The organism is Micromonospora sp. D93, assembly GCF_018070365.1.
GTDB lineage: Bacteria > Actinomycetota > Actinomycetes > Mycobacteriales > Micromonosporaceae > Micromonospora > Micromonospora ureilytica.
Genome location: NZ_JAGPXW010000001.1, coordinates 166,288 through 186,247 on the forward strand (window position 1 = coordinate 166,288; position 19,960 = coordinate 186,247).

The window sequence follows — 19,960 nt, forward strand, 5'->3', positions numbered from 1 at the left end:
GCGCACGCGGTGCGCGGCAGACGACACGATGCCCCTCCCTCCGCAGGTGCTCATACCATCGCACGGTTGTACGACAGTTTCTAGCCGACCTCTGAGAAAACGCCTGGTCAGGGCCACTCTCGGCTCGTAGGTCGGGATCTGCGCAAACGGACTATAGTCGCAATATTCCACATCGGTCACGCGCCCGGCGGATAGACGCACTGAACCGCAGAATCACGCAACTTTGCCCGTCATGGTCGGTTGGGCAGGTAGGGACGAACGGCGTCGCCCCGGCCTTGGCTGTCCCGCACCGAGAATCAGAGGATGGGATTGCGCTCTTATTGGACTGGTTGAGTGCACTCTTGTCGGCGTGACGGCACGATCAACAAGAGGCGAGCGCGGGTGCTGCCGCGCTCATCCACGAGCGGATTGTCTCCACCAACCGCGAGGGTGTGGCTGGAGTCCGGGCCTGCGAAACGGGCCCAGGCCCTGCTGTCATTGGGAGACCCGGAGATATCCGTGTCGTCCGCGCGCCAAATCGTCGTCCTGAACAGGCTGACGATCATCTCGGGCAAAGTTGGTCGGCGCATGCTCTTGCAACAATGCGGGCGCGGGCGGGCCGCAAAGGTGCGGGCGTTGATGGTCGGCGGCAGGTGTTTCGAGCGTTGGACTTGGGCTATCGGATGCTCCGTATGAAGCTCGTCCATGTGCCTCTCGTGAAGCGAAGGTTCGATCCACTGAGATCTTTGCTGTCACGCACTGCGATGCCTCCGTTCACGACAGCTACCTCGACGCATGCGCCGCCGTTGTTGTCGCTGTAGCTCGACTTGCGCCAGACCGGGCGATCCGAGGTTCCCATGATCACTCTCTCAGGTCTGTTGCCGCTCCATGTCGTCCGCCATCCGCAGGATGAGCTTGCGCGACTCTACCGGTCCGAGAGCGGCTGCCCGGAGACGGTCCCACAGTCGAGTGTAGGCGCGCACGGCGTCGGGCCGGTCAAGGTAGTCGGCGTCGGTGAAGGTCTCGACGTAGACCACGTCGGATGCCGCGTCATCACCGAAGCGCAGGATGATGAAGCTGAACGACGCCGTCTCGTAGGTCTGCGCGTCGAACGGAAATACCTGCAACACGACGTTGGGTTGTTCGCTGACCTCCGCCAGGTGCAGGAGTTGGCTGCGCATGGTCGTCCCGTCGCCGAGACTTCGTCGAAGCGCTGACTCGCTGAGGATGAAGTTCAGGTCCGGCCCATCGTTCTGCCGCAGGATCGATTGACGTTCCATGCGGACGGCGACCTGCCGGTCGACCTCATCGGTGGACGGGCGAGGATGGGCGATCGCGTTCATGGCGCGGATGTACGGCTCGATCTGGAGAACTCCGGGGATGACCTCTGGCTGGTACCAGCGGATCTCTGACGCATCACCTTCGAGGTCCAGGTACTGGCGGAACCAGTCAGGTACGGCGTTCCGGTAGGTGCTCCAGCGCCCGCGTTGCCGCCCTGCTCGTGCGAGGTCGCGTAGGGGCTCGGCCTCATCGCCCCGGATCCCGTACAGATCGAGCAGCAGGTTCAGGTCGGTGAGCCTGATCCCTGACTGTCCAAGCTCGACTCTGCTGATCTTGCTTGCTGCCGCGTCGATGACAGCAGCCGCCTCGTCCTGCGTCTTGCCTGCACCTTCGCGAGCCCGCTTGAGGGCAAGTCCGAGGCGCCGTCGCTGGATCGTCGGGTTCACCACCGGCTGATTATGGCCCGACCGTCGGCGAACATCGCGACACGCCGCGAAGAGGCTCCCAAAATAGGAGTCCAACTCTTAGCCTTGATGTGCTTCCAAAATAGGAGTCCATCTTTGGAGCCTCATGGGACCGCGGGTGCCGTACGACGACTATCTGCTGGCGGTGGCGCTGACTCTGGCGCGACGGCACCGGCCGGTCTGGTCGTGGCGGCGGTGGCGGCGGATCTGTCGATGTGGGGCAGACCTGCCGTGCCGAGCCAGGCACCGCATCCCGATCCGCCGAGGCTTCTGGCCAGGGGAGGAGCAGGAGTGACCACGCACGGCCCGGTTCTTCCGGTGTGGACCTGCGGTGGGTGCGCCATGGCCTGGCCCTGCCGGACCCGGCGCACCGAGCTGCGTGCCGAGTTCGAGGGCGCACCTGTGTCGTTGGCCCTCTACATGGGGTCCTATCTGGTCTGGGCGGCCGAGGATCTGACCTGGGTGCCCGCCGGGCTGCTGCACCGGCGCTTCCTGGGCTGGGTCCGGTGAACCGCGTCCGGCCGGACGGGCAGGGAAGCCGGCTCGATCACTTGATGCTGAGTAGTTGTGGACGAGCCGTTTTGACTACTCAGCATCAGGTGATTTTGGCTATGGCGGCGGAACTGGGCTACTGGCTTGCGCGTTCGGCGGCGCGTACGGCGTTGCGGAACAGCATCGCGACGGTGGTCGGACCGACCCCGCCGACCCGAGGCGTGATCGCGCCGGCGACCTCGGCGCACGCCTCGTCCACATCCGGTAGGAGACGCCGCCCGTCGTAGCGGACGCCGGCGCCGATGACGACGCCGCCGGGCTTGACGTGCTCAGGCTGCACGATCCCGGGTACGCCGGCGGCGGCCACGAGGATGTCGGCGCGGCGGGTGTAGCGGGCCCAGTCGGGCACACCTGTGTGGACGACGGTGACGGCCGCGTTGGCGGTCGGGCGCTTCTGGGCGAGCAGCATCGCCAGGGGGCGGCCAAGGGTGGCACCGCGGCCGAGGATGACGACCTCTCGACCGGCGACGGGGATCTCGTAGTACGCCAGGAGGGCTTCGATGCCGGCGGGGGTGCACGGCAGCGGGCCGGGCAGACCCACGGCGAGACGGCCCATGTTCAGCGGATGCATGCCGTCGACGTCCTTGTCCGGGTCGATGGTCTGCAGTGCCGCGTCGTAGTCCAGATGCCCCGGTACGGGGTACTGCACGAGCAGTCCGTGCACGGCCGGATCGTTGTTGAACCGGGCAATGGCCTGGTGCAGCTCGGCCTGGGTGGCGGTGGCAGGCAGATGCACGTGCGGGGAGGCGAACCCGAGCGCCGCGGCCTGACGCTGCTTGATGGCGATGTAACCGGCGCTGGCGTCGTCGTCGCCGACGAGGATGGTGGCGAGGCTCGGGGTGATCCCGCGGCTGCGGAGGCGGGCTGCCGCGGCGGCGGTCTCGGCCAGGACGGCCTCGGCGACGGGTGCGCCCGGCAGGAGCCGGGCCGTGCCGGACGGGGTGTGCTGCTCTACGGATGTGCTGATCGTGGTCATGACGGTTCCTCGACGCAGGCGCCCAGGCGGTCGACGCCCGCGACAGGCTCCCCGATGGTTGAACCATCCCCGTGCCGCCAGTCGCCGGTGCTTCGATAATGCCGCATCACCAGGGCGGTTGCCCAACTGGACCAGCAGGGCCGCCGTCAGCGCCGGGCAGTCTCGCCATGGTTCGGTAACACCCGCGCTCCGGCTTACGAAGAAGGGGTGTGAAGGCTACGAGGGAGGACGGCCTGTGAGTGAGCCAAGCCGAGCCGACGACGACATTTCCGGCATCGGGGCCGATTCGGTGGCCTTCGAGGTCTTCTACCGGCGGCACCTGGAGGCGGTGGGCCGGTTCGTGGCACGGCGGGTCGACGATCCACACCTCGCCGCCGACCTCACCGCCGACGTGTTCCTGGCGGTGATCGAGTCCGCGGCCGGCTACCGGCCGGACCGGGGTAGCCAGATCGGCTGGCTGTACGGGGTGGCCCGCAACGTCATCGGCGACGAGCGGCGTCGGGCGGCCCAACGGTTGCGGGTGACCGGCCGACTGGCCGGACGGCGGGACCTGGGCCCCGATGACATCGCTCGCATCGAGGAGCGGATCGACGCCGAGTCGGCGGCCCGCCGCACCCATCGGGCATTGAGCGAGTTACCCGAGGGCACCCGGGCGCTTGTCGAACTCGTCGCCGTGGACGGCCTCACTGTCGCGGAGGCCGCGACCGTGCTGGGGGTGTCGCAGGTCGCCGCTCGGGTCCGCCTGCATCGTGCCCGCCGCGTCGTCCGCGCCGTGCTCGCCCGCCCCGCCACCACCCTCGCCTGATGAGACGGAGATGACGATGAAAGAGATCGAACGGTCGCCGCAGGGCTTCGAGGAGCAACTCCTCAGGGATCTGACCGCCCACGTCGCCCAACGGGCCGAGATGGCGTCGGCGGCCCGTCCCTCCGGCCGCCGTACCCGGTTCCTCGGCGGGTGGCGCCTCGCCGGAGCGTTCGGGTTGGCAGTCACGCTGACCGCCGGCGCGTTGGCGGTTCAGACGATGAGGTTGGGCAATCAGCCGCCGCCGACGGCCAGTGCGTCGGAGATTTTCCATCTGGCCGCCGACGCCGCCCGGCAGCAGCCGGAACTCACCGCCCGACCCGAGCAGTACGTCTTCACGGAAACCCTGGCGACGATCCGGGAGATGCCGGCCAGCGGCCCGTACCAGACCATCCGGAACCAACTGTGGCAGTCGGCCGGCGGAGTCGCGTACACGCAGGGACGTTACCGACCGGAGAGCGACCCGAACGGGTGGAGCGAGTTGAAGGTGCTCCGCATGGGTGATCCCGCCGATCCCGACAGGGAAATCGACGCATTCCAGCCGCCCGCGTACCAGGGCGATCTGCCCACCGACCCGGACGAGCTGTTTCGGTACCTTCGGAAGAACCCGGTCGACCTGCATCTTCCCGAAGGTGCTGACGAGGAGGCCGTGTACGGGGGCGAGAGCATGGCGTACACCACAGCGTGGTCGATGCTCGACGGCTACGTGCCGCCCCGAGCGCTGGCGGCGCTGTTCGAAGTGCTGGCACGGCAGCCCGGAGCGCTCGTCATATCGGGTGACGTGGTGGACGTCGCCGGGCGGCACGGGGTGGCGATTCGTATGCCCGGCGTGATCGGCGGCAACCTGGATCTCATCTTCGATCGGGACTCCCACGTCTACCTTGGCACCCGTAATTCGGTGATACGCAACGGCAAGGAGTCGCTGGGGTCGGCTGCCGCGCTCCTGCGGGTCGCAATCGTCGACCGGCCGGGCCAGCTGCCGTGAGCGGGCTGGCCACGGCAGACCGGTCAGGGCTGGGCGAACAGGGGCCCGTAGTTCGAGCGGAACAACTGCTCGCCGAGGCGGCGCATGACCAGGTCGCGCAGCGCGGGCGGGAGTCCGGTGGCCTTGTCGCGGCGGTGGGTCTGACTGAGCACCCAGTTCGTACGCGGTCGACGCCGCGCCTCATAGTCACGCAGCGCGTCGGCGACGGAGTCGGCGGTGGCCAACGACGACGCGAGCACGACGGCGTCCTCCAGGGCCATCGCCGCGCCCTGGGCCATATTCGGTGAGGTGGCGTGGGCGGCGTCGCCGATCAGCAGCACCGGCCCCCGGGACCAGGAGTCGAGCACGACCTCCTGGTTCGGCCCGGCGTGCAGGGTGCTGTCGTCGTAGTCGAGGGCCTTGAGCATGGTGGCCACCGGCTCGGTGAACGTCGCACCCAGGTCGTCGCGCCAGTCGGGCCGGTCGGCCACCGGGCCGTCGTTGTAGTAGCAGTACGTCTGCTCGGCGCTGATCGGGATCGTCAGGAACTGCCTTCCACGCCCCAACTGCACCGACCAGACGGGCTCGTCGTCGATGCGGGGAGCGACCCACCGGTACGCGTACTGGCCGAGGTCCCGGGCGGCCTGGCCGTCGAAGGCGAGCCGGCGGACAGTCGAGTTCACCCCGTCCGCGCCGAGCACCAGGTCGTACCGTTGGGTGCTGTTGTCGTCGAACTCGACGGCGACCTGATCGCCCTCTTGCAGGAGCGCGACCGGCTGACGGCCCCAGCTGATCGGGGCGTCGCCCACGCCGTCGAGCAGCGCCCGGTGCAGCTGCGCCCGGGGCAACGACACGCACGGCCCGACGCCCTGCCACAGCGCGGCCACGTCGATGTCGAAGAGGCGACGCCCGCGCTGGTTGGCGCTACGCTGCCGGGTGATCTCCACGGCGACGTCGGCGACCGGCTCCCGCAGACCGAGTACGTCGAGCATCCGGGTCGCGTTGCCGGTGAGGTAGATCCCGGTGCCGGAGTCGGTCGGCCCGAGCGCCCGCTCGACCACGTCGATCGTCGCGCCCCACTCGCGTAGCGCGGCGACCGTCGCCAGTCCGGCGACACCACCGCCGACGATCAGTACCCGGACACCGTCACCCCGCACGACACGTTCCTCCCCGTTGCCCCTGCCCGACCCCGCTGAGCTGCTGCTCAACGGTCCCGGCCGCCGCAGCACTCTACGAGGCGAGTGAGTCAGCGCACGGGAATGGGGGCTGAATTTCCGAGGAATGGGCTGCGACGATGAGGGCATGACGACCGCTGAGGCGTACGCCGAGTTCGGCAGCCGCGAGGCGCGCGGAGTGTCGCCCACGTACGAGCGGCTGGCGCAGGCCGTCGCCCGCGACGACGACCTCCTCGCCCTGATCGACGGGCTCCCGCCGGCCAAGCGGCAGCCGAATCTGCTGTTCGGCGTCGTCCGCTGGCTCGGTGGCCCGGTCGACGACCCGGTCGCCTTCCACGACTTCGTGGTGACGCACTGGCCGGCCGTCGAGACGGAACTGCTCATCCGGGCCACCCAGACGAACGAGGCGGGCCGGTGCGCGGTCCTGCTGCCGGTGCTCGCCGCGTTGCCACAGCCCCTCGCTCTGCTGGAGGTCGGCGCGTCGGCCGGGCTCTGCCTCTACCCCGACCGGTACGCCTACCGATACGGCGATCATCAGGTCGGCTCCGGCGCGCCGATCCTGGAGTGCGCGGCCAACGGCCTGGTGCCGCCGGCAGGCGTACCCCAGGTGGTGTGGCGGGCCGGCCTGGACCTCAACCCGCTCGACGTGACCGACCGCGGCGACGTGTCCTGGTTGGACGCGCTGATCTGGCCGGAACACGCCCACCGGCGGGCCCGGCTGCGGGCCGCGGCGGCGGTCGCCGAGGCCGACCCGCCGTTGCTGGTCCGTGGCGACCTGGTGGACGACCTGCCGGCGCTGGCCGCGCAGGCGCCGACCGACGCGACGCTCGTGGTCTTCCACACGTCTGTGCTCTACCAGGTGCCGCCCCCGCGCCGGGACGCGTTCGTCCGGTTGGTCCGCGAGCTGCCGGGGCACTGGATCGCGAACGAGGGGCCGGAGGTGCTCGGGTACGACGGGTTGCCCGAGCCGCCCGACGATGCGCTGCACAACGTTCTCGCGCTCGACGGGAAGCCGCTGGCCTGGGCCAGAGGCCACGGCCAGGCGATGACCTGGTTCGGCTGAAGCCGCCCAGCCACCCAGCTCAACGGGCCGGCTCGGTCATCCGGGCACGCAGGGCCCGGATGAACCAGTCCACCGCCGGCACTGTCGCGTCGCCGGTCGACCAACCGTTGAGCACCGCCAACAGGTCGAGGTAGCGGTCCCGGCGGGGATCATTGGCCGGAACCAGCCGGTCGAGCAACCGCAGACGCAGGTTCGCGTCGTCCGGGTGCCCGTGGAGACCCGCGTACCGGCTGGTGACGGCCGCGACCACCGGATCGGCGTCCGGGCCGGTCGGGTCGAGACCGGCCGCGAGGACGGTGGCCACCGCGTCCCGGACCACAGCGACGGCGTCCGGGCTGGGCAGCCCCGGGACGTCATGGTCGGCGGCGTGCTGCCGTACCAGCCGCCGCATCCGTGCCCGGAACTCCCGGTCCCGGCACAACTCGGCCAGCTCCAGCCACGCTTCGACCTGCTCGGTGCTGGGGTCGTCGGGAAGCTCCGGTGTCATCGAGACGATCACACCCGGGTACGCGGGCTGGTCGCTGAGGCCGGCGAAGACGCTGGCCAGGAAGTCGGCCACCAGTTGCCCCCGCTCGCGTGTGGTGAGTTGGGCCAACCGGTGCAGCTCGTCCACCTCGGCCGGGCCCGACTCGCGCCTCGCCGCGACGGTGAGCACCGCATGGCGCAGCCGCAGCACCCGGATCTGCACCGCCAACGCCTCGGCGTGCGCGGCGGCCACCTCGTGCAGGGGCACCTCGTGGTCCACCACCCGCCGGATGGCGGCCAGGTCCACGCCCAGGTCACGCAGCGTCCGGACCAGCTCCAACCGGGCCACGGCCGCCGGGCCGTACCGCCGGTAACCGGCCGGGCTCCGATCGGTCGGCGGCACGACCCCGCTGTCGGCGTAGTACCGGATGGTCTTGACGCTCAGGCCGGTCCGTCGGGCCAGCTCGCCGATCGTGTGCCGTGTCTCCCCGCTCATGCCCCCACCCTCGCGTCTCCCCTCGGTGGAGACTCAAGCCGCCGCGCTCATCGGTCAGCGGACCCGCTCGTGCCGGAGCAGGACCACGCCGTTGCCGAAGACCCGGCTCTCCACCAGCCGCAGACCGGTCGGAGTCTCGGCGTCGGGGAAGAGTCGACGGCCCCGACCGACCAGCACCGGGTGGACGTAGATCCGGTACTCGTCGATCAGATCGTGCCGGGCGAACGTCGCGGCCAGGTCGGCCCCGCCGAGCGCCAGGTCGCCGCCCGGCTCGGCGGTGAGCTTGCGGACCTGATCGACGTCGACCTCGCGCACCACTGTCGCGTTCCAGTCGGCGTGGTCGAGGGTTCGCGAGTAGACGATCTTCGGCATGTCCCGCCAGATCCGGGCGAACTCGCGTTCCGGGCCGCTGGCGGTCGGGTCCTGATCGGCGGTCGGCCAGTAGGCGGCCATCAGCTCGTGGCTGACCCGGCCGCTGAGGAACCCGCCCATCGGGGCGATCACGTCGTTGAAGTGCTGGTGCAACTCCTCGTCGACCTGGTGCCAGCCGATGTCCCCACCCGGGCCCTCGAAGAACCCGTCCAACGACAGGCTCATCTGCACAACGATCTTCCGCATCATGTCCCCTCCGTACGCGTCGACAGGTGTCGACCCCGATCGTCGTCGGACCGTACGACGAAACCACCGACGACGCGGGCGGCGTGTCGTCGTGGCTCGAGCGGCGGTACGGTCCCGGAGCCGCCCCACCCGAGCGGCCGAACGGAGGCTCGAATCCCGTGTCCATCGCCCTGATCACCCTCGGCGGCACCATCGCGATGGGCGGTGTCGACGCCGGCCGTCCCGGTGTGGTCACCCGGCTCACCGGCGCGGACCTCACCGCCGCCGTGCCCGGCCTGGCCGAGTGGGGCGTACCCGTGGACGTGCGGGACACGCACGCGGTGCCCAGCGCCCACCTCACCGGTCGGCAGCTACTCGCAGTGGTCGACGAGGCGTCCCGGGCGGTGTCCGGCGGGGCGACAGGTGTCGTGGTCACCCAGGGCACCGACACCCTGGAGGAGACGGCGTTCCTGGCCGACCTGGTCTGGCCGCACGCGGCCCCGCTGGTCTTCACGGGCGCGATGCGCAACCCCACGCTGGCCGGTGCGGACGGGCCGGCCAACCTGCTCGCGGCCCTGCGGGTGGCCGCCGCCCCGGACGCCCGTGACCTGGGCGTGCTGGTCGCGGTCAACGACGAGGTGCATGCCGCCCGCTGGCTGCGCAAGACGCACAGCACCAGCACCAGCACCTTCGCCTCGCCCAACGCAGGCCCGCTCGGGCAGGTGATCGAGGGGAACGTGCGGTTGTTGACCCGGCCGGTGCGGCACGAGCCGCTGCCGCCCGTCGACCCGGACCGGCTCGACACGACCCGGGTGGCCCTGTACGTGGTCACGATGGACGATGATGGGCTGCTGCTGAACGACCTGCACGACACCCACCAGGCCCTGGTGGTGGCCGGCTTCGGCGTTGGGCACGTGCCCGCCGCGCTCGCCCCGGTGCTCGGGGGCCTGGCCGAGCGGATGCCGGTCGTGCTCACCTCCCGCTCCGGGGCCGGGTCGGTGCTGCGGCACACGTACGGGGCGGTTGGCTCGGAAACCGACCTGCAACGACGCGGCCTGCTCAACGGGGGATTGCTCGACCCGTACAAGGCCCGGGTGCTGTTGCGCCTGCTGCTGGCGGCCGGCGCCGGCCGAGACGAGCTGGCAGCCGCGCTGGCCCGGCACGGATGAGCAGGGCGGCGGTGTCCGTCCCTAGACTGCTGCGGTGACCGGAGAGCGACGACCCCTGGCCGACCGGCCGCTCACCGAGCCGCACCCGTCCCGGCTGCCGTTCGATCACCCCGACCGGGCCGGGATCCTCGCCGCGCACACCGCCGCGTTGGCCGCCGGTGAGGCCGGCTACCTCGACCCGGCGAGCGGGCTGTTCGTGCTCAGCGCCGGTTTCCTGGCCCGCCGTGGCACCTGCTGCGGGCGCGGCTGCCGGCACTGCCCGTACGTGGACGATCCACCGTCGGATTAGGCGTCAGTGGGGGCTTTCGCGCGACACCCACACCCCGTACGGTGGCCGACGGACATCCGGCGGGCGCCTTCCGCCGTCGGTCGGCGAGAGGGTGGAATGTGCGCGGGCGGATCGTGGTCGCCGGGCTGGCCGGGCTGCTGGTGAGTGGCTGCGCCGACGAGGCGGAACCGGTGGCGGCGCCGCCACCTGTGCCGATCGAGGTGGACGTGGCGGCGGCCTCCTCGGGCGGCGCCTGCCGTCTGCTGGACTTCACGGTGATCGAGCAGGTGGTGAAGGCACGCTTCGACGTGGCGGCGTCCAGCGAACAGGGCGACACCCACACCTGTGTGGTCCGGGCCGCAGGTGCGACGCTGCCGGAGTTGACGCTCAGCGTGACCGAGACCACTATCGACAAGGCCACCTTCGGCGCGGACGTGGTGCCGGACAAGGCGGCGAAGGTCACCGGGCTGGGTCAGCAGGCGTACAAGCGGACCACCGCTGCGGCGAGCGGGCACGGGCCGGTCGCCGAGGTGGGTTGGCTGGCCGGCGACGGGCGGCTGGCCACTGTGAGCTGGACCGCAGCCAGTGGCAGCGAGCGCTCGGTGGTGGAGAAGCTGACCGGCGACCTGACCGCGCTGGCGAAAAAGGTGGACACCCGGGCGTTGTGACGCCCGGGTGCCCGATTGGTCAGTTGGCGGCGACGAAGACCCGGGAGGCGACCTCGCGGGGCAGTCGCACACGGTCACCGGAGCGGTCGATAGACACCCCGTCGCGCTCCTGGGCCACTGTCACAGTGGCGCCCGGGTCGACACCGGCGGCGTGTAGCTGGCGTAGCACGTCGGCGTCCTTCTGCACGCTCTCGCAGATCCGACGCACCACGACCGTCCCGGAGAGGCCGGGGAAGGCCAGGTTGCGCTCGACCTCGGCGGCCTCGGTGGTCTCCGCCGCTGGCGAACCCAGCTCCTGAAGCCCGGGAATCGGGTTGCCGTACGGGGAACGGGTCGGCCGGTTGAGCAGGTCGTACACCCGCTTCTCCACGGCGTCGCTCATCACGTGCTCCCAACGGCAGGCCTCCTCATGGGCCTCCTCGTAGGGCATCCCGATGACGTTGACCAGCAGCAGCTCGGCGAGGCGGTGTTTGCGCATCACCGACACGGCGCTGCCGCGACCCTGGGCGGTGAGCGTCAGGTGTCGATCTCCCTCGACGGTGAGCAGGCCGTCGCGCTCCATCCGGGCGACGGTCTGGCTCACGGTGGGGCCACTCTGGTGCAGCCTTTCGGCGATGCGGGCACGCAGCGGTGGCACCCCCTCCTCTTCCAACTCAAGGATGGTGCGCAGGTACATTTCGGTCGTGTCGACCAGGTCGTGAGACTTCATAACTTCAGCGGCCCTCCGGTGCACGATGTTACCTCGGTGAACGGCTGCCGACCGCCGCCGAACCGCGTGCCGTCTACGCGAATGGTGTTGGATGGTCGCCATGTCCGGTACCCAGGAGCCGTTGGTCGAGGTCAGTCGGCTGGTCGCCGAACTCGACCAGGTCGATCCGCCCACCCTGCTCGATGTCCGCTGGCGGCTCGTCGGCCCGCCGGGCCGCGACGACTACCTCGCCGGCCACCTGCCCGGGGCGGTCTTCGTCGACCTGGACACCGCGCTGTGTGGGGTGCCGGGCGCAGACGGTCGACACCCCCTGCCCGACCCGGCCGCGTTGCAGGCCGCGCTGCGGGCCGCCGGCGTCCGCGCCGGTCACCCAGTGGTGGTGTACGACGGCGGCGACGGCCTGGCCGCCGCGCGGGCCTGGTGGACGTTGCGCTGGGCGGGGCACCGCACGGTGCGCCTGTTGCACGGCGGCTACCCGGCCTGGGTCGCCGCCGGCCGGCCCGTCTCCACCGACGCGCCCGCCCCGCCCCCCGGCGACGTCGTGGTACGCCCCGGTGATCTCCCGGTGCTCGACGCGGGGCAGGCCGCCGCACTGGCCGCCGCGGACGACGCCGTGCTGCTCGACGTACGGGCGGCGCCTCGCTACCGGGGTGAGGTCGAGCCGATCGACCCGGTTGCCGGGCACGTGCCGGGAGCGGCGAACCTGCCCGCCGGGGAGTACGTCGGACCGGACGGCCGCTTCCTGGCCGCCGAGGTGTTGAGCGAGCGGTTCGCCGCCGCCGGGGTGACCGGGGCGCGGGCGGTCGGGGCGTACTGCGGCTCGGGAGTGACCGCCGCGCAGGCGGTGCTCGCGCTGCACCTGGCCGGCCGCACGGACGCCGCGCTCTACGTTGGATCGTGGAGCAACTGGGTGGCGGACCCGGCCCGGCCGGTCGCCTCCGGGTCGACACCCGGGCGCTGACCAGCGCGTGCGGTGGGTTGGTGCCGCTCCTCGTGCGACGATGGGCTCATGTCCGACGACACGGTGGTGGTGTGGGACGAGTCGCTGCTCGCCTACGACATGGGTGACCATCCACTCGACCCGGTCCGGGTGGAGCTGACCATCGCACTCGCCCGCGAGCTGGGCATCCTGGATCGGCCAGGGGTGCGGGTGGTCAAGCCGGAGCCGGCCGACGACGCCCTGCTCACCCGGGTGCACGAGCCGGCCTACCTCGCCGCGGTGCGCAACGCGCCGCGCGACCCGCTCTTCGCCGGGTACGGGCTGGGCACCTCCGACAACCCGGTCTTCGAGGGGATGCACGAGTCCAGCGCGCTCATCGCCGGCGCGACGGTGGCCGCCGCCGAGGCGGTCTGGCGCGGCGACGCCCGCCGGGCGGTGAACGTGGCCGGCGGGCTGCACCACGCGATGTCCGCCCGAGCCTCCGGTTTCTGCGTCTACAACGACCCCGCGGTGGCCATCGCCCGCCTGCTCGACCTGGGCGCCGAGCGCGTCGCGTACGTGGACGTCGACGTGCACCACGGCGACGGGGTGCAGCAGATCTTCTGGGACGACCCCCGGGTGCTCACGGTCAGCGTGCACGAGACCCCGCTGGCGCTCTTCCCGGGCACGGGTTTCCCGGACGAGACGGGTGGGCCGGGCGCGCAGGGCACCTCTGTCAACATGCCGTTGCCGCCGGGTGTCGACGACAGCGGTTGGCAGCGGGCGTTCCACGCGGTAGTGCCGTCGGTGCTGCGCGCGTTCCGGCCGCAGGTGCTGGTCAGCCAGTGCGGCGCCGACGGGCACCGACTGGATCCTCTCGCCGATCTGAACCTGACGGTGGACGGGCAACGGGCCACCTACCTGGCGATGCGGGCGCTCGCCGACGAGTTGTGCGACGGCCGATGGGTGGCCACCGGCGGCGGCGGGTACGCGCTCGTCGAGGTGGTGCCCCGGGCCTGGAGTCACCTGCTGGCCGTGGCCACCGGTGACCCGATCGACCCGGCCACGCTCACCCCACCCGGTTGGCGGGACCTGGTCGCCTCCCGCCGTCTGGGCCGGGAGGTGCCGCTGCGGATGACCGACGACGCCGACCCGTCGTACGAGCCGTGGCAGCCGACCGGCGAGCCGAACGCTGTGGACCGGGCGATCGCGGCCACCCGCAAGACGGTCTTCCCGCTGCTCGGGCTCGACCCGCACGATCCGCGGGACTGAGCCGGGCCGGGGGAGGGTCCGTTCCGGTGACGACCGTGGACCAGCCGGTCGACGTGCTGCTGAGCGACGGCAGCACGGTGCAGTTGCGACCGATCGATCCGGCCGACGCGCCGGGCGTCGTGGCGATGCACAGCCGCTTCTCCGAGCGCACCCGCTACCTGCGGTACTTCTCGCCGTACCCGCGCATCCCGGAACGGGATCTGATCCGTTTCGTCACCGTGGACCACCACGACCGGGAGGCGTTCGTGGTGCTGGCCGCCGACCAGATCGTCGCGGTCGGCCGGTACGAGCGGCTCGGCCCACAGGCCCCCGAGGCGGAGGTGGCCTTCGTGGTGGAGGACGCCTTCCAGGGTCGGGGCATCGGCTCGGTGCTGATGGAGCATCTGGCCGACGCGGCCCGACGCAACGACATCATGAGCTTCGTCGCGGAGGTGCTGCCGGCCAACGGGACGATGCTGCGGGTCTTCGCCGACTTCGGCTACCAGGTTCAGCGGGAGTACGCCGACGGCGTGGTCCACCTGAGCTTCCCCATCGCGCCCACCGAGGCCAGCCTGGAGGTGCAGCGCGGCCGGGAGCACCGCACCGAGGCCCGTTCGATCGCCCGGCTGCTCGCCCCGCGCGGCATCGTCGTCTACGGCGCCAGCGCCACCGGCCAGGGCGTCGGTGCGGCGGTGCTCGGGCACCTGCGCGACGGCGGGTTCACAGGTGCGGTGGTGCCTGTGCATCCGAGCGCGTCGACAGTGGCGGGCCTCCCCGCGTACCCGTCGGCGGTGGACGCCGGAACGCCTGTTGACCTGGCGGTGGTGGCCGTCCCGCCGGAGGCGGCGACCGCGGTGGTCGCCGACGCCGCCGCCGCAGGGGTGCACGGCCTGGTGGTGATCTCGGCCGGCTTCGCCGAGGCCGGCGGCCAGGGCGCGGCCACGCAGCGGGCGCTGGTCCGCGCGGCGCACGCGGCCGGAATGCGGGTTGTCGGCCCGAACTGCCTGGGCGTGGCCAACACCGACCCGACGGTACGCCTCAACGCCACCCTCGCCCCGGCGCTGCCGCCGGCCGGTCGGGTCGGCATCTTCAGCCAGTCCGGCGCGTTCGGGGTTGCTCTGCTCGCCGAGGCGGACCGGCGGGGCCTCGGGCTGTCCAGTTTCGTCTCGGCCGGCAACCGGGCCGACGTCTCCGGCAACGACCTTCTGCAGTACTGGCAGGACGACCCCGGCACCGACGTGATCATGCTTTACCTGGAGACCTTCGGAAACCCGCGCAAGTTCGCCCGGCTGGCCCGGCGGATCGGCCGCGCCAAACCGGTCGTCGCGCTCGCCTCGCCGGCCCGCCCGCCCGGGGTCGGTGACGCGGCCGGGCCGGACGAGGTGGCGGTGGCGGCGCTCTTCGCCCAGTCCGGCGTGATTCGGGTGGACACCGTGCCGGAACTGCTCGACGTGGGTGTGCTGCTGGCCAACCAGCCGCTGCCGGTCGGCGGCCGGGTCGGTGTGGTGGGCAACTCCTCGGCCCTCACCGGGCTCGCCGCGACCGCCTGCGTCGGGCACGGCCTCACCATTGCCGACGGTTACCCCCGCGACGTCGGGCCGAGCGCCGGTGCCGCCGAGTTCGCCGCCGCTCTCGCCGAGACAGCCGCCGACGAACGGGTGGACGCCCTGGTGGTGGTCTTCGCCCCACCGCTACCCGGCCAGCTGACCGAGGTGGACGCCGACGTGACCGCCGCGCTGCCGGCCGCACTCGCGCTGGGCAAGCCGACAGTGGCGACGTTCCTGGTCGGGCGGCTGCCGCCGGGGGTGCCGGCGTACGGCGGCGTGGAGGAGGCGGTCCGTGCGCTCGCCCGCGCGCACCGGTACGCCGAGTGGCTACGCCGCCCGCCCGGGGTGGCACCGGAGTTGCCCGGCCTCGATCGAGCTGCCGCGCAGGCCGCGCTCCGCACCGACGCCACCGACCCGGGCGCGCTGCTGGCCGCGTACGGCATCGACGTGGTGCCTTCGGTGCCCGTCGACTCGGCCGACGCGGCGGTCGGCGCTGCGGCGCGGCTGGGCTTCCCGGTGGCGCTCAAGGCGGCCGCCCCCGGGCTGCGGCACCGACTCGACCTCGGAGCGGTCCGGCTCGACCTGCCCGACGAGCCGACCCTCCGCCGCGCGTACGCCGACCTGGCGGCGACCTTCGGCGTGGACGCGCTGGTCCAGCCGATGGTCCCGCCCGGGGTGGCGTGCGTGGTGGAGGTGGTGGAAGATCCCGCGTTCGGGCCGGTGGTCGGCTTCGGCCTCGGCGGGGTCGCCACCGAGTTGCTCGGCGATCGGGCCTGGCGGGCGGTGCCGCTGACCGACCGGGACGCGGCCGAGTTGGTCGACGAGCCCCGGGCGGCGCCGCTGCTGCGCGGGCACCGGGGGGCCGCGCCGGTCGACCGGGCGGCCCTGGCCGATCTGCTGCTGCGGGTGGGTCAGCTCGCCGACGAACAGCCCCGGGTGCGGTCGCTGACCCTCAACCCGGTGCTCGTCCGCCCGGACGGCATCTCGGTCCTGCACGCCCAGGTGGGGGTGGGTGGCGTGGTCGCCCGCCCGGACACCGGCCCCCGCCGCCTGTGAGCGTGCCGGTCAGGCGCGGCTGGAGATCTGCTGGACGCCCCAGGTGTTGCCGTCCGGGTCGGCGAAGAAGACGAAGCCGACATTGTCCAGTGGATCCGGCACCGGTCGGGGGTTCTGACCCACCACCTGGATCTCGCTGACCTCCACACCCCGCCCCACCAGCTCCTCGTGGGCCCGCTTCAGGTCGGGCACCACCAGTTGCAGGCCCTTGAGTGAGCCGGGTGGCATCTCCGGAACGACGCCCTTACCGATCACGATCGAGCAGCCGGAGCCGGGCGGGGTCAGCTGGACGATGCGCGCCTCGTCGTTGATCACCGTGTCGTGGTCAACGGTGAAGCCGAGCTGGTCGGCGTAGAACTTCTTCGCCCGGTCCACATCGGAGACCGGAACGATCACCACTTCGAGTGTCCAGTTCATGGGTGCTCTTCCTCTGTCGTCGTTGTTGAGTGCAGCAGGTCGGCCAGTCGGGTGAAGCTCTGCCCGACGCCCCGCGCCATCGGATAGCGCAGCACGGTGTCCCGCCCCTCTGCGGTGGCGTAGAGCAGCGTGGTGGTGACCGTGGTCCGACCGGCCAGTTCGGTGAACTCGTGGCTGACCAGCGTCTCGCCCGGGTAGGACTGGTCGTCGAAGAGTTCGGTGTAGACCAGCCGGTGCGGTGGCTCGACCTGCCGGTAGACCCCAGCCTGGACCATCTGCGCGCCCTCCGGGCCCTGCGACACGAACCGCCACCGCCCGCCGGTCCGCAGGTCGACGTCGCACTCCGTCAGTCGCCAGCCGCGCGCGCCGTACCACCGGACCAGCAGTTCGGGTTGGGTGAAGGCGGCGAACACCAGCGGTGCCGGTGCCTCGAACAGCCGACTCAACACGATCTCCCGGTTGCCCGGGGTGTGGACGACGAGCGGATCATCGACGTCGGTCAACCGCCCGTTCCGTTCGGTCTGGCGGGCCGACGCTCGGTGCCGTTGCTGTCGACGGACTGGAGTTCGTCGAGCAGTACGTCGAGGCGTTGGTAGCTCTCCGCCCAGTAGTCGCGGTAGTTGGCCAGCCAGGCCGTCGCATCACGCAGTGGGCGGGCCTCCAATCGGCACGGACGGCGCTGGGCGTCCCGCCCCCGGCTGACGAGACCAGCGCGTTCCAGCACCCTGAGGTGCTTGGAGATGGCCGGCTGGCTCATCTCGAATGGTTCTGCCAGCTCCGTCACGGTCGCCTCCCCAGCCGCGAGTCGGGCGAGGATGGCCCGCCGAGTCGGGTCGGCCAGGGCCGCGAAGGTCGCATCCAACAGCTCCGTGTCCACCACCTATAACCTCCTGGTTCTATAACCAGTTGGTTGTATCGCGGATGGGCGCCCTCGTCAAGCACCGCACAGCACGGAAGGCCCCGGCGAACCGCCAGGGCCTTCCACGGAAATAGGCTCCGTCAGCAGGCGTACGCCTCCAGGCGCTGCGCCCGCTCCGGGGCCCGCAGCTTCAGCAGCGTCACCTTCTCGATCTGCCGGATCCGCTCCCGGGACAGGCCGAACTCCCGGCCGACCTCGTCCAGGGTGCGCTGGCGGCCGTCGTCCAGGCCGAACCGGAGTCGGATCACGGCCTGCTCCCGCTGCGACAGGGTGGACAGCACGATGCTGACCTCGTTGCGCAGCTCGCCCTGGGCAGCGGTGTCGCCCGGCTCGGTGCGGGGGTCCACCGAGGCCACGAAGTCGCCGAGCGCGCTCTCACCGTCGTCGCCAACTGTCTGGTCCAGGCTGACCGGCTCCCGGTCGTAGGAGATCAGCTCGATGACCTGGATCTCGGGGATCTCCAGTGCGCGGGCGACCTCGGCGACAGTCGCTTCGCGGCCCAGCGTCACCGCCAGCTCGCGGCGGGCCCGGACCATCCGGTTGACCTGCTCGACCATGTGCACGGGGATGCGGATGGTGCGGGCCTGGTCGGCCATGGCGCGGGTGATGGCCTGCCGGATCCACCAGGTGGCGTACGTGGAGAACTTGTAGCCCTTGGCGTAGTCGAACTTCTCCACCGCCCGGATCAGACCGAGGTTGCCCTCCTGGATCAGGTCGAGAAACGCCATGCCCCGGCCCGTGTAGCGCTTGGCGATGCTGACCACCAGCCGCAGGTTCGCCTCCAACAGGTGGTCCTTGGCCGCCCGACCCTCCGTGACGATCAGCTCCAGGTCGGCTCGCAGCTCCGCGGAGACCGGGGTGCAGGTGGCCAGCTTCTCGGCGGCGAACAGGCCGGCCTCGATGCGCCGTGCCAGGTCGACCTCCTGCGCGGCGGTCAGCAGCTTCGTCCGGCCGATCCCGTTGAGGTAGGCCCGGACCAGGTCGGTGGAGATGCCGCGCTCGTCGGTGGCGTCCAGGTCGACGAGGACCTCGGAGGCCCCGTCCGTGTCGGTCGTGGTGGCCGGGCGCGTCCGGTGTTCCGTCATCTGCAGGACCATCTCTGTCTCTCCCCGTTTCCACGTCTGTGCCGTGTTCCCGGCCCAGTGGTGCCGGTGTGACAACAGCTTGGCGGGCGGGGCGTAAAACGGGAGTGAGGCGATCGGGCACCCGACAGGAACTGGGTCGGATCGCTGGTGCGGTGTGTCGTCGAAGTGTGTGGTTGCCCGCCCCGGCTACGTTGCGGACGGCCGACCACCTCTGGTCGGCCGAGACGACAGATGGAGGACGGTGTGGTCTTCAAGCGGCTCATGAAGGCGATGGGCGTCGGCGGCCCGTCGGTGGAGACGGTGCTGGCCAACCCGAACTGCCGCCCGGGCGGTCAGCTGGAGGGCCGCATCCAGGTGCTGGGCGGCGACCATCAGGTCGACATCGACCACGTCACCCTCGGCCTGGTCACCCGGGTCGAGGTCGAGAGCGGCGACAACGACTACGACACCACTCAGGAGTTCCGCCGTCAGCAGGTCACCGGCGCGTTCCGGCTGGAGCCGGGGCAGCGCTACGACCTCCCGTTCCGCTTCGACGTGCCGTGGGAGACACCTGTCACCGAGTTGTACGGGCAGCACCTGCACGGGATGACCATGGGCCTGCGTACCGAGCTGGAGGTCGCTCGCGCGGTCGACAAGGGTGACCTGGACGCCGTGTCGGTGCACCCGCTGCCGGCCCAGGAGCGACTACTGGACGCGTTGCTGCGTCTGGGCTTCCGGTTCGCACGCGCCGACGTGGAGCGTGGTCACATCTACGGCGTACACCAGACGTTGCCGTTCTACCAGGAGATCGAGTTCAGTCCGGCGCCGCAGTACGCCCGCTCGATCAACCAGTTGGAGGTCACCTTCATCGCCGACGCCCGGCAGATGCAGGTGGTGCTGGAGGTCGACAAGCGCGGCGGCGTCTTCACCGAGGGCCGGGACGCCTTCGGCCGGTTCACTGTCGACCACGCCACCGCCGACCGCACCGACTGGACCGCCGAACTCGACAACTGGCTCCGCCAGTCCCTAACCCGCCGAGGCCTCTTCTCCTAACCCAACTACCCCCACCCGCCCGCCGCCACCCACCCCCGTCCCCCGTTGATCATGAGGTTGACCGGCGATTCGATCTTCGGAAGGCCCGTCAACCTCATGATCAACC

At 71.2% G+C, this 19,960-nt stretch carries 22 protein-coding genes and 1 riboswitch; of the genes, 11 read left to right on the plus strand and 11 right to left on the minus strand.

Annotation, left to right across the window (positions count from 1 at the left end; translation table 11 throughout):
• Nucleotides 1–655 precede the first annotated feature (655 nt).
• Together KBX71_RS00690 and KBX71_RS00695 are read right to left on the minus strand one after the other, a co-directional pair.
• Complete coding sequence (locus KBX71_RS00690) at nucleotides 656–838, minus strand: DUF397 domain-containing protein (protein ID WP_210815933.1); 183 nt, start codon at nucleotides 836–838, stop codon at nucleotides 656–658.
• A 10-nt stretch (nucleotides 839–848) separates the two neighbouring features.
• Nucleotides 849–1,709 carry a DUF5753 domain-containing protein gene (locus KBX71_RS00695; protein WP_210815934.1) on the minus strand — a complete coding sequence of 287 codons (861 nt, stop codon included), beginning with the start codon at nucleotides 1,707–1,709 and terminating at the stop codon, nucleotides 849–851.
• Between the two features lie 306 nt (nucleotides 1,710–2,015).
• On the opposite strand from KBX71_RS00695, the gene KBX71_RS00700 reads away from it, so the two are divergent.
• Complete coding sequence (locus tag KBX71_RS00700; protein WP_210815935.1) at nucleotides 2,016–2,234, plus strand: hypothetical protein; 219 nt, start codon at nucleotides 2,016–2,018, stop codon at nucleotides 2,232–2,234.
• A gap of 118 nt (nucleotides 2,235–2,352) precedes the next feature.
• Here the strand turns inward: KBX71_RS00700 and KBX71_RS00705 are convergent, their stop codons facing one another.
• Nucleotides 2,353–3,252 (minus strand): bifunctional 5,10-methylenetetrahydrofolate dehydrogenase/5,10-methenyltetrahydrofolate cyclohydrolase, encoded by a 900-nt coding sequence (locus tag KBX71_RS00705; RefSeq protein ID WP_210815936.1) that lies wholly within the window; start codon nucleotides 3,250–3,252, stop codon nucleotides 2,353–2,355.
• 13 nt (nucleotides 3,253–3,265) lie between these two features.
• Nucleotides 3,266–3,347: riboswitch (ZMP/ZTP riboswitch) on the minus strand.
• A gap of 140 nt (nucleotides 3,348–3,487) precedes the next feature.
• On the opposite strand from KBX71_RS00705, the gene KBX71_RS00710 reads away from it, so the two are divergent.
• On the plus strand, nucleotides 3,488–4,057 hold the full coding sequence (locus KBX71_RS00710; protein WP_210815937.1) for an RNA polymerase sigma factor: 570 nt from the start codon (nucleotides 3,488–3,490) through the stop codon (nucleotides 4,055–4,057).
• Nucleotides 4,058–4,067: 10 nt separating this feature from the next.
• Nucleotides 4,068–5,039, plus strand: a complete 972-nt coding sequence (locus tag KBX71_RS00715) for a CU044_5270 family protein (RefSeq protein ID WP_210815938.1) — start codon at nucleotides 4,068–4,070, stop codon at nucleotides 5,037–5,039.
• A 23-nt stretch (nucleotides 5,040–5,062) separates the two neighbouring features.
• Here the strand turns inward: KBX71_RS00715 and KBX71_RS00720 are convergent, their stop codons facing one another.
• The gene (locus KBX71_RS00720) at nucleotides 5,063–6,175 is read right to left on the minus strand and encodes an FAD-dependent monooxygenase (protein WP_307846904.1); all 1,113 of its coding nucleotides are present in this window, start codon (nucleotides 6,173–6,175) and stop codon (nucleotides 5,063–5,065) included.
• Between the two features lie 145 nt (nucleotides 6,176–6,320).
• Between KBX71_RS00720 and KBX71_RS00725 the strand changes: the two genes are divergently transcribed.
• The gene (locus KBX71_RS00725) at nucleotides 6,321–7,256 is read left to right on the plus strand and encodes a DUF2332 domain-containing protein (protein ID WP_210815940.1); all 936 of its coding nucleotides are present in this window, start codon (nucleotides 6,321–6,323) and stop codon (nucleotides 7,254–7,256) included.
• Nucleotides 7,257–7,275: 19 nt separating this feature from the next.
• Here the strand turns inward: KBX71_RS00725 and KBX71_RS00730 are convergent, their stop codons facing one another.
• Entirely contained in the window at nucleotides 7,276–8,217 is a 942-nt protein-coding gene (locus tag KBX71_RS00730; protein ID WP_210815941.1) for a MerR family transcriptional regulator, read from the minus strand.
• A gap of 54 nt (nucleotides 8,218–8,271) precedes the next feature.
• A complete protein-coding gene (locus KBX71_RS00735) occupies nucleotides 8,272–8,835 on the minus strand; it encodes a dihydrofolate reductase family protein (protein WP_210815942.1) in 564 nt (187 codons plus the stop codon).
• Nucleotides 8,836–8,993: 158 nt separating this feature from the next.
• On the opposite strand from KBX71_RS00735, the gene KBX71_RS00740 reads away from it, so the two are divergent.
• From KBX71_RS00740 to KBX71_RS00750, 3 genes are all read left to right on the plus strand, one after another.
• Complete coding sequence (locus KBX71_RS00740) at nucleotides 8,994–9,983, plus strand: asparaginase (protein WP_210815943.1); 990 nt, start codon at nucleotides 8,994–8,996, stop codon at nucleotides 9,981–9,983.
• 34 nt (nucleotides 9,984–10,017) lie between these two features.
• Entirely contained in the window at nucleotides 10,018–10,272 is a 255-nt protein-coding gene (locus KBX71_RS00745) for a DUF5522 domain-containing protein (RefSeq protein ID WP_210815944.1), read from the plus strand.
• 98 nt (nucleotides 10,273–10,370) lie between these two features.
• A complete protein-coding gene (locus KBX71_RS00750; protein ID WP_210815946.1) occupies nucleotides 10,371–10,919 on the plus strand; it encodes a hypothetical protein in 549 nt (182 codons plus the stop codon).
• A gap of 19 nt (nucleotides 10,920–10,938) precedes the next feature.
• Here KBX71_RS00750 and KBX71_RS00755 read toward each other — a convergent pair whose 3' ends face one another.
• Nucleotides 10,939–11,628: a metal-dependent transcriptional regulator gene (locus tag KBX71_RS00755; protein ID WP_210815948.1), complete on the minus strand. Its 690-nt coding sequence runs from the start codon at nucleotides 11,626–11,628 to the stop codon at nucleotides 10,939–10,941.
• 100 nt (nucleotides 11,629–11,728) lie between these two features.
• On the opposite strand from KBX71_RS00755, the gene KBX71_RS00760 reads away from it, so the two are divergent.
• From KBX71_RS00760 to KBX71_RS00770, 3 genes are read left to right on the plus strand one after another with little or no spacing between them, the layout of a single operon-like run.
• Complete coding sequence (locus KBX71_RS00760; RefSeq protein WP_210815950.1) at nucleotides 11,729–12,589, plus strand: sulfurtransferase; 861 nt, start codon at nucleotides 11,729–11,731, stop codon at nucleotides 12,587–12,589.
• 48 nt (nucleotides 12,590–12,637) lie between these two features.
• Nucleotides 12,638–13,819, plus strand: coding sequence for an acetoin utilization protein AcuC (locus tag KBX71_RS00765; protein ID WP_210815952.1), 1,182 nt, complete (start codon nucleotides 12,638–12,640; stop codon nucleotides 13,817–13,819).
• A gap of 26 nt (nucleotides 13,820–13,845) precedes the next feature.
• Entirely contained in the window at nucleotides 13,846–16,401 is a 2,556-nt protein-coding gene (locus KBX71_RS00770) for a GNAT family N-acetyltransferase (RefSeq protein ID WP_307846905.1), read from the plus strand.
• Nucleotides 16,402–16,410: 9 nt separating this feature from the next.
• Here the strand turns inward: KBX71_RS00770 and KBX71_RS00775 are convergent, their stop codons facing one another.
• From KBX71_RS00775 to sigB, 4 genes are all read right to left on the minus strand, one after another.
• Nucleotides 16,411–16,818 (minus strand): VOC family protein, encoded by a 408-nt coding sequence (locus tag KBX71_RS00775; RefSeq protein ID WP_210815954.1) that lies wholly within the window; start codon nucleotides 16,816–16,818, stop codon nucleotides 16,411–16,413.
• Entirely contained in the window at nucleotides 16,815–17,321 is a 507-nt protein-coding gene (locus KBX71_RS00780; protein WP_210815957.1) for an SRPBCC family protein, read from the minus strand. Before KBX71_RS00780 ends, KBX71_RS00775 begins: the two co-directional genes overlap by 4 nt.
• Nucleotides 17,318–17,695, minus strand: a complete 378-nt coding sequence (locus KBX71_RS00785; RefSeq protein ID WP_210816242.1) for a helix-turn-helix transcriptional regulator — start codon at nucleotides 17,693–17,695, stop codon at nucleotides 17,318–17,320. Before KBX71_RS00785 ends, KBX71_RS00780 begins: the two co-directional genes overlap by 4 nt.
• Before the next feature lie 122 nt (nucleotides 17,696–17,817).
• The gene (gene sigB / locus KBX71_RS00790) at nucleotides 17,818–18,834 is read right to left on the minus strand and encodes an RNA polymerase sigma factor SigB (RefSeq protein WP_374102563.1); all 1,017 of its coding nucleotides are present in this window, start codon (nucleotides 18,832–18,834) and stop codon (nucleotides 17,818–17,820) included.
• A gap of 231 nt (nucleotides 18,835–19,065) precedes the next feature.
• Between sigB and KBX71_RS00795 the strand changes: the two genes are divergently transcribed.
• On the plus strand, nucleotides 19,066–19,854 hold the full coding sequence (locus tag KBX71_RS00795; RefSeq protein ID WP_210816243.1) for a sporulation protein: 789 nt from the start codon (nucleotides 19,066–19,068) through the stop codon (nucleotides 19,852–19,854).
• The last annotated feature ends 106 nt before the right edge of the window (nucleotides 19,855–19,960 follow it).

What these genes read in the sequence shown, in the direction of transcription:
- sigB (WP_374102563.1), bottom strand. Translation starts at nt 18,834, where the DNA reads ATGGTCCTGCAGATGACGGAACACCGGACGCGCCCGGCCACCACGACC.
- KBX71_RS00715 (WP_210815938.1), top strand. Translation starts at nt 4,068, where the DNA reads ATGACGATGAAAGAGATCGAACGGTCGCCGCAGGGCTTCGAGGAGCAA.
- KBX71_RS00760 (WP_210815950.1), top strand. Translation starts at nt 11,729, where the DNA reads ATGTCCGGTACCCAGGAGCCGTTGGTCGAGGTCAGTCGGCTGGTCGCC.
- KBX71_RS00705 (WP_210815936.1), bottom strand. Translation starts at nt 3,252, where the DNA reads ATGACCACGATCAGCACATCCGTAGAGCAGCACACCCCGTCCGGCACG.
- KBX71_RS00690 (WP_210815933.1), bottom strand. Translation starts at nt 838, where the DNA reads ATGGGAACCTCGGATCGCCCGGTCTGGCGCAAGTCGAGCTACAGCGAC.
- KBX71_RS00765 (WP_210815952.1), top strand. Translation starts at nt 12,638, where the DNA reads ATGTCCGACGACACGGTGGTGGTGTGGGACGAGTCGCTGCTCGCCTAC.
- KBX71_RS00755 (WP_210815948.1), bottom strand. Translation starts at nt 11,628, where the DNA reads ATGAAGTCTCACGACCTGGTCGACACGACCGAAATGTACCTGCGCACC.
- KBX71_RS00775 (WP_210815954.1), bottom strand. Translation starts at nt 16,818, where the DNA reads ATGAACTGGACACTCGAAGTGGTGATCGTTCCGGTCTCCGATGTGGAC.
- KBX71_RS00730 (WP_210815941.1), bottom strand. Translation starts at nt 8,217, where the DNA reads ATGAGCGGGGAGACACGGCACACGATCGGCGAGCTGGCCCGACGGACC.
- KBX71_RS00725 (WP_210815940.1), top strand. Translation starts at nt 6,321, where the DNA reads ATGACGACCGCTGAGGCGTACGCCGAGTTCGGCAGCCGCGAGGCGCGC.
- KBX71_RS00735 (WP_210815942.1), bottom strand. Translation starts at nt 8,835, where the DNA reads ATGCGGAAGATCGTTGTGCAGATGAGCCTGTCGTTGGACGGGTTCTTC.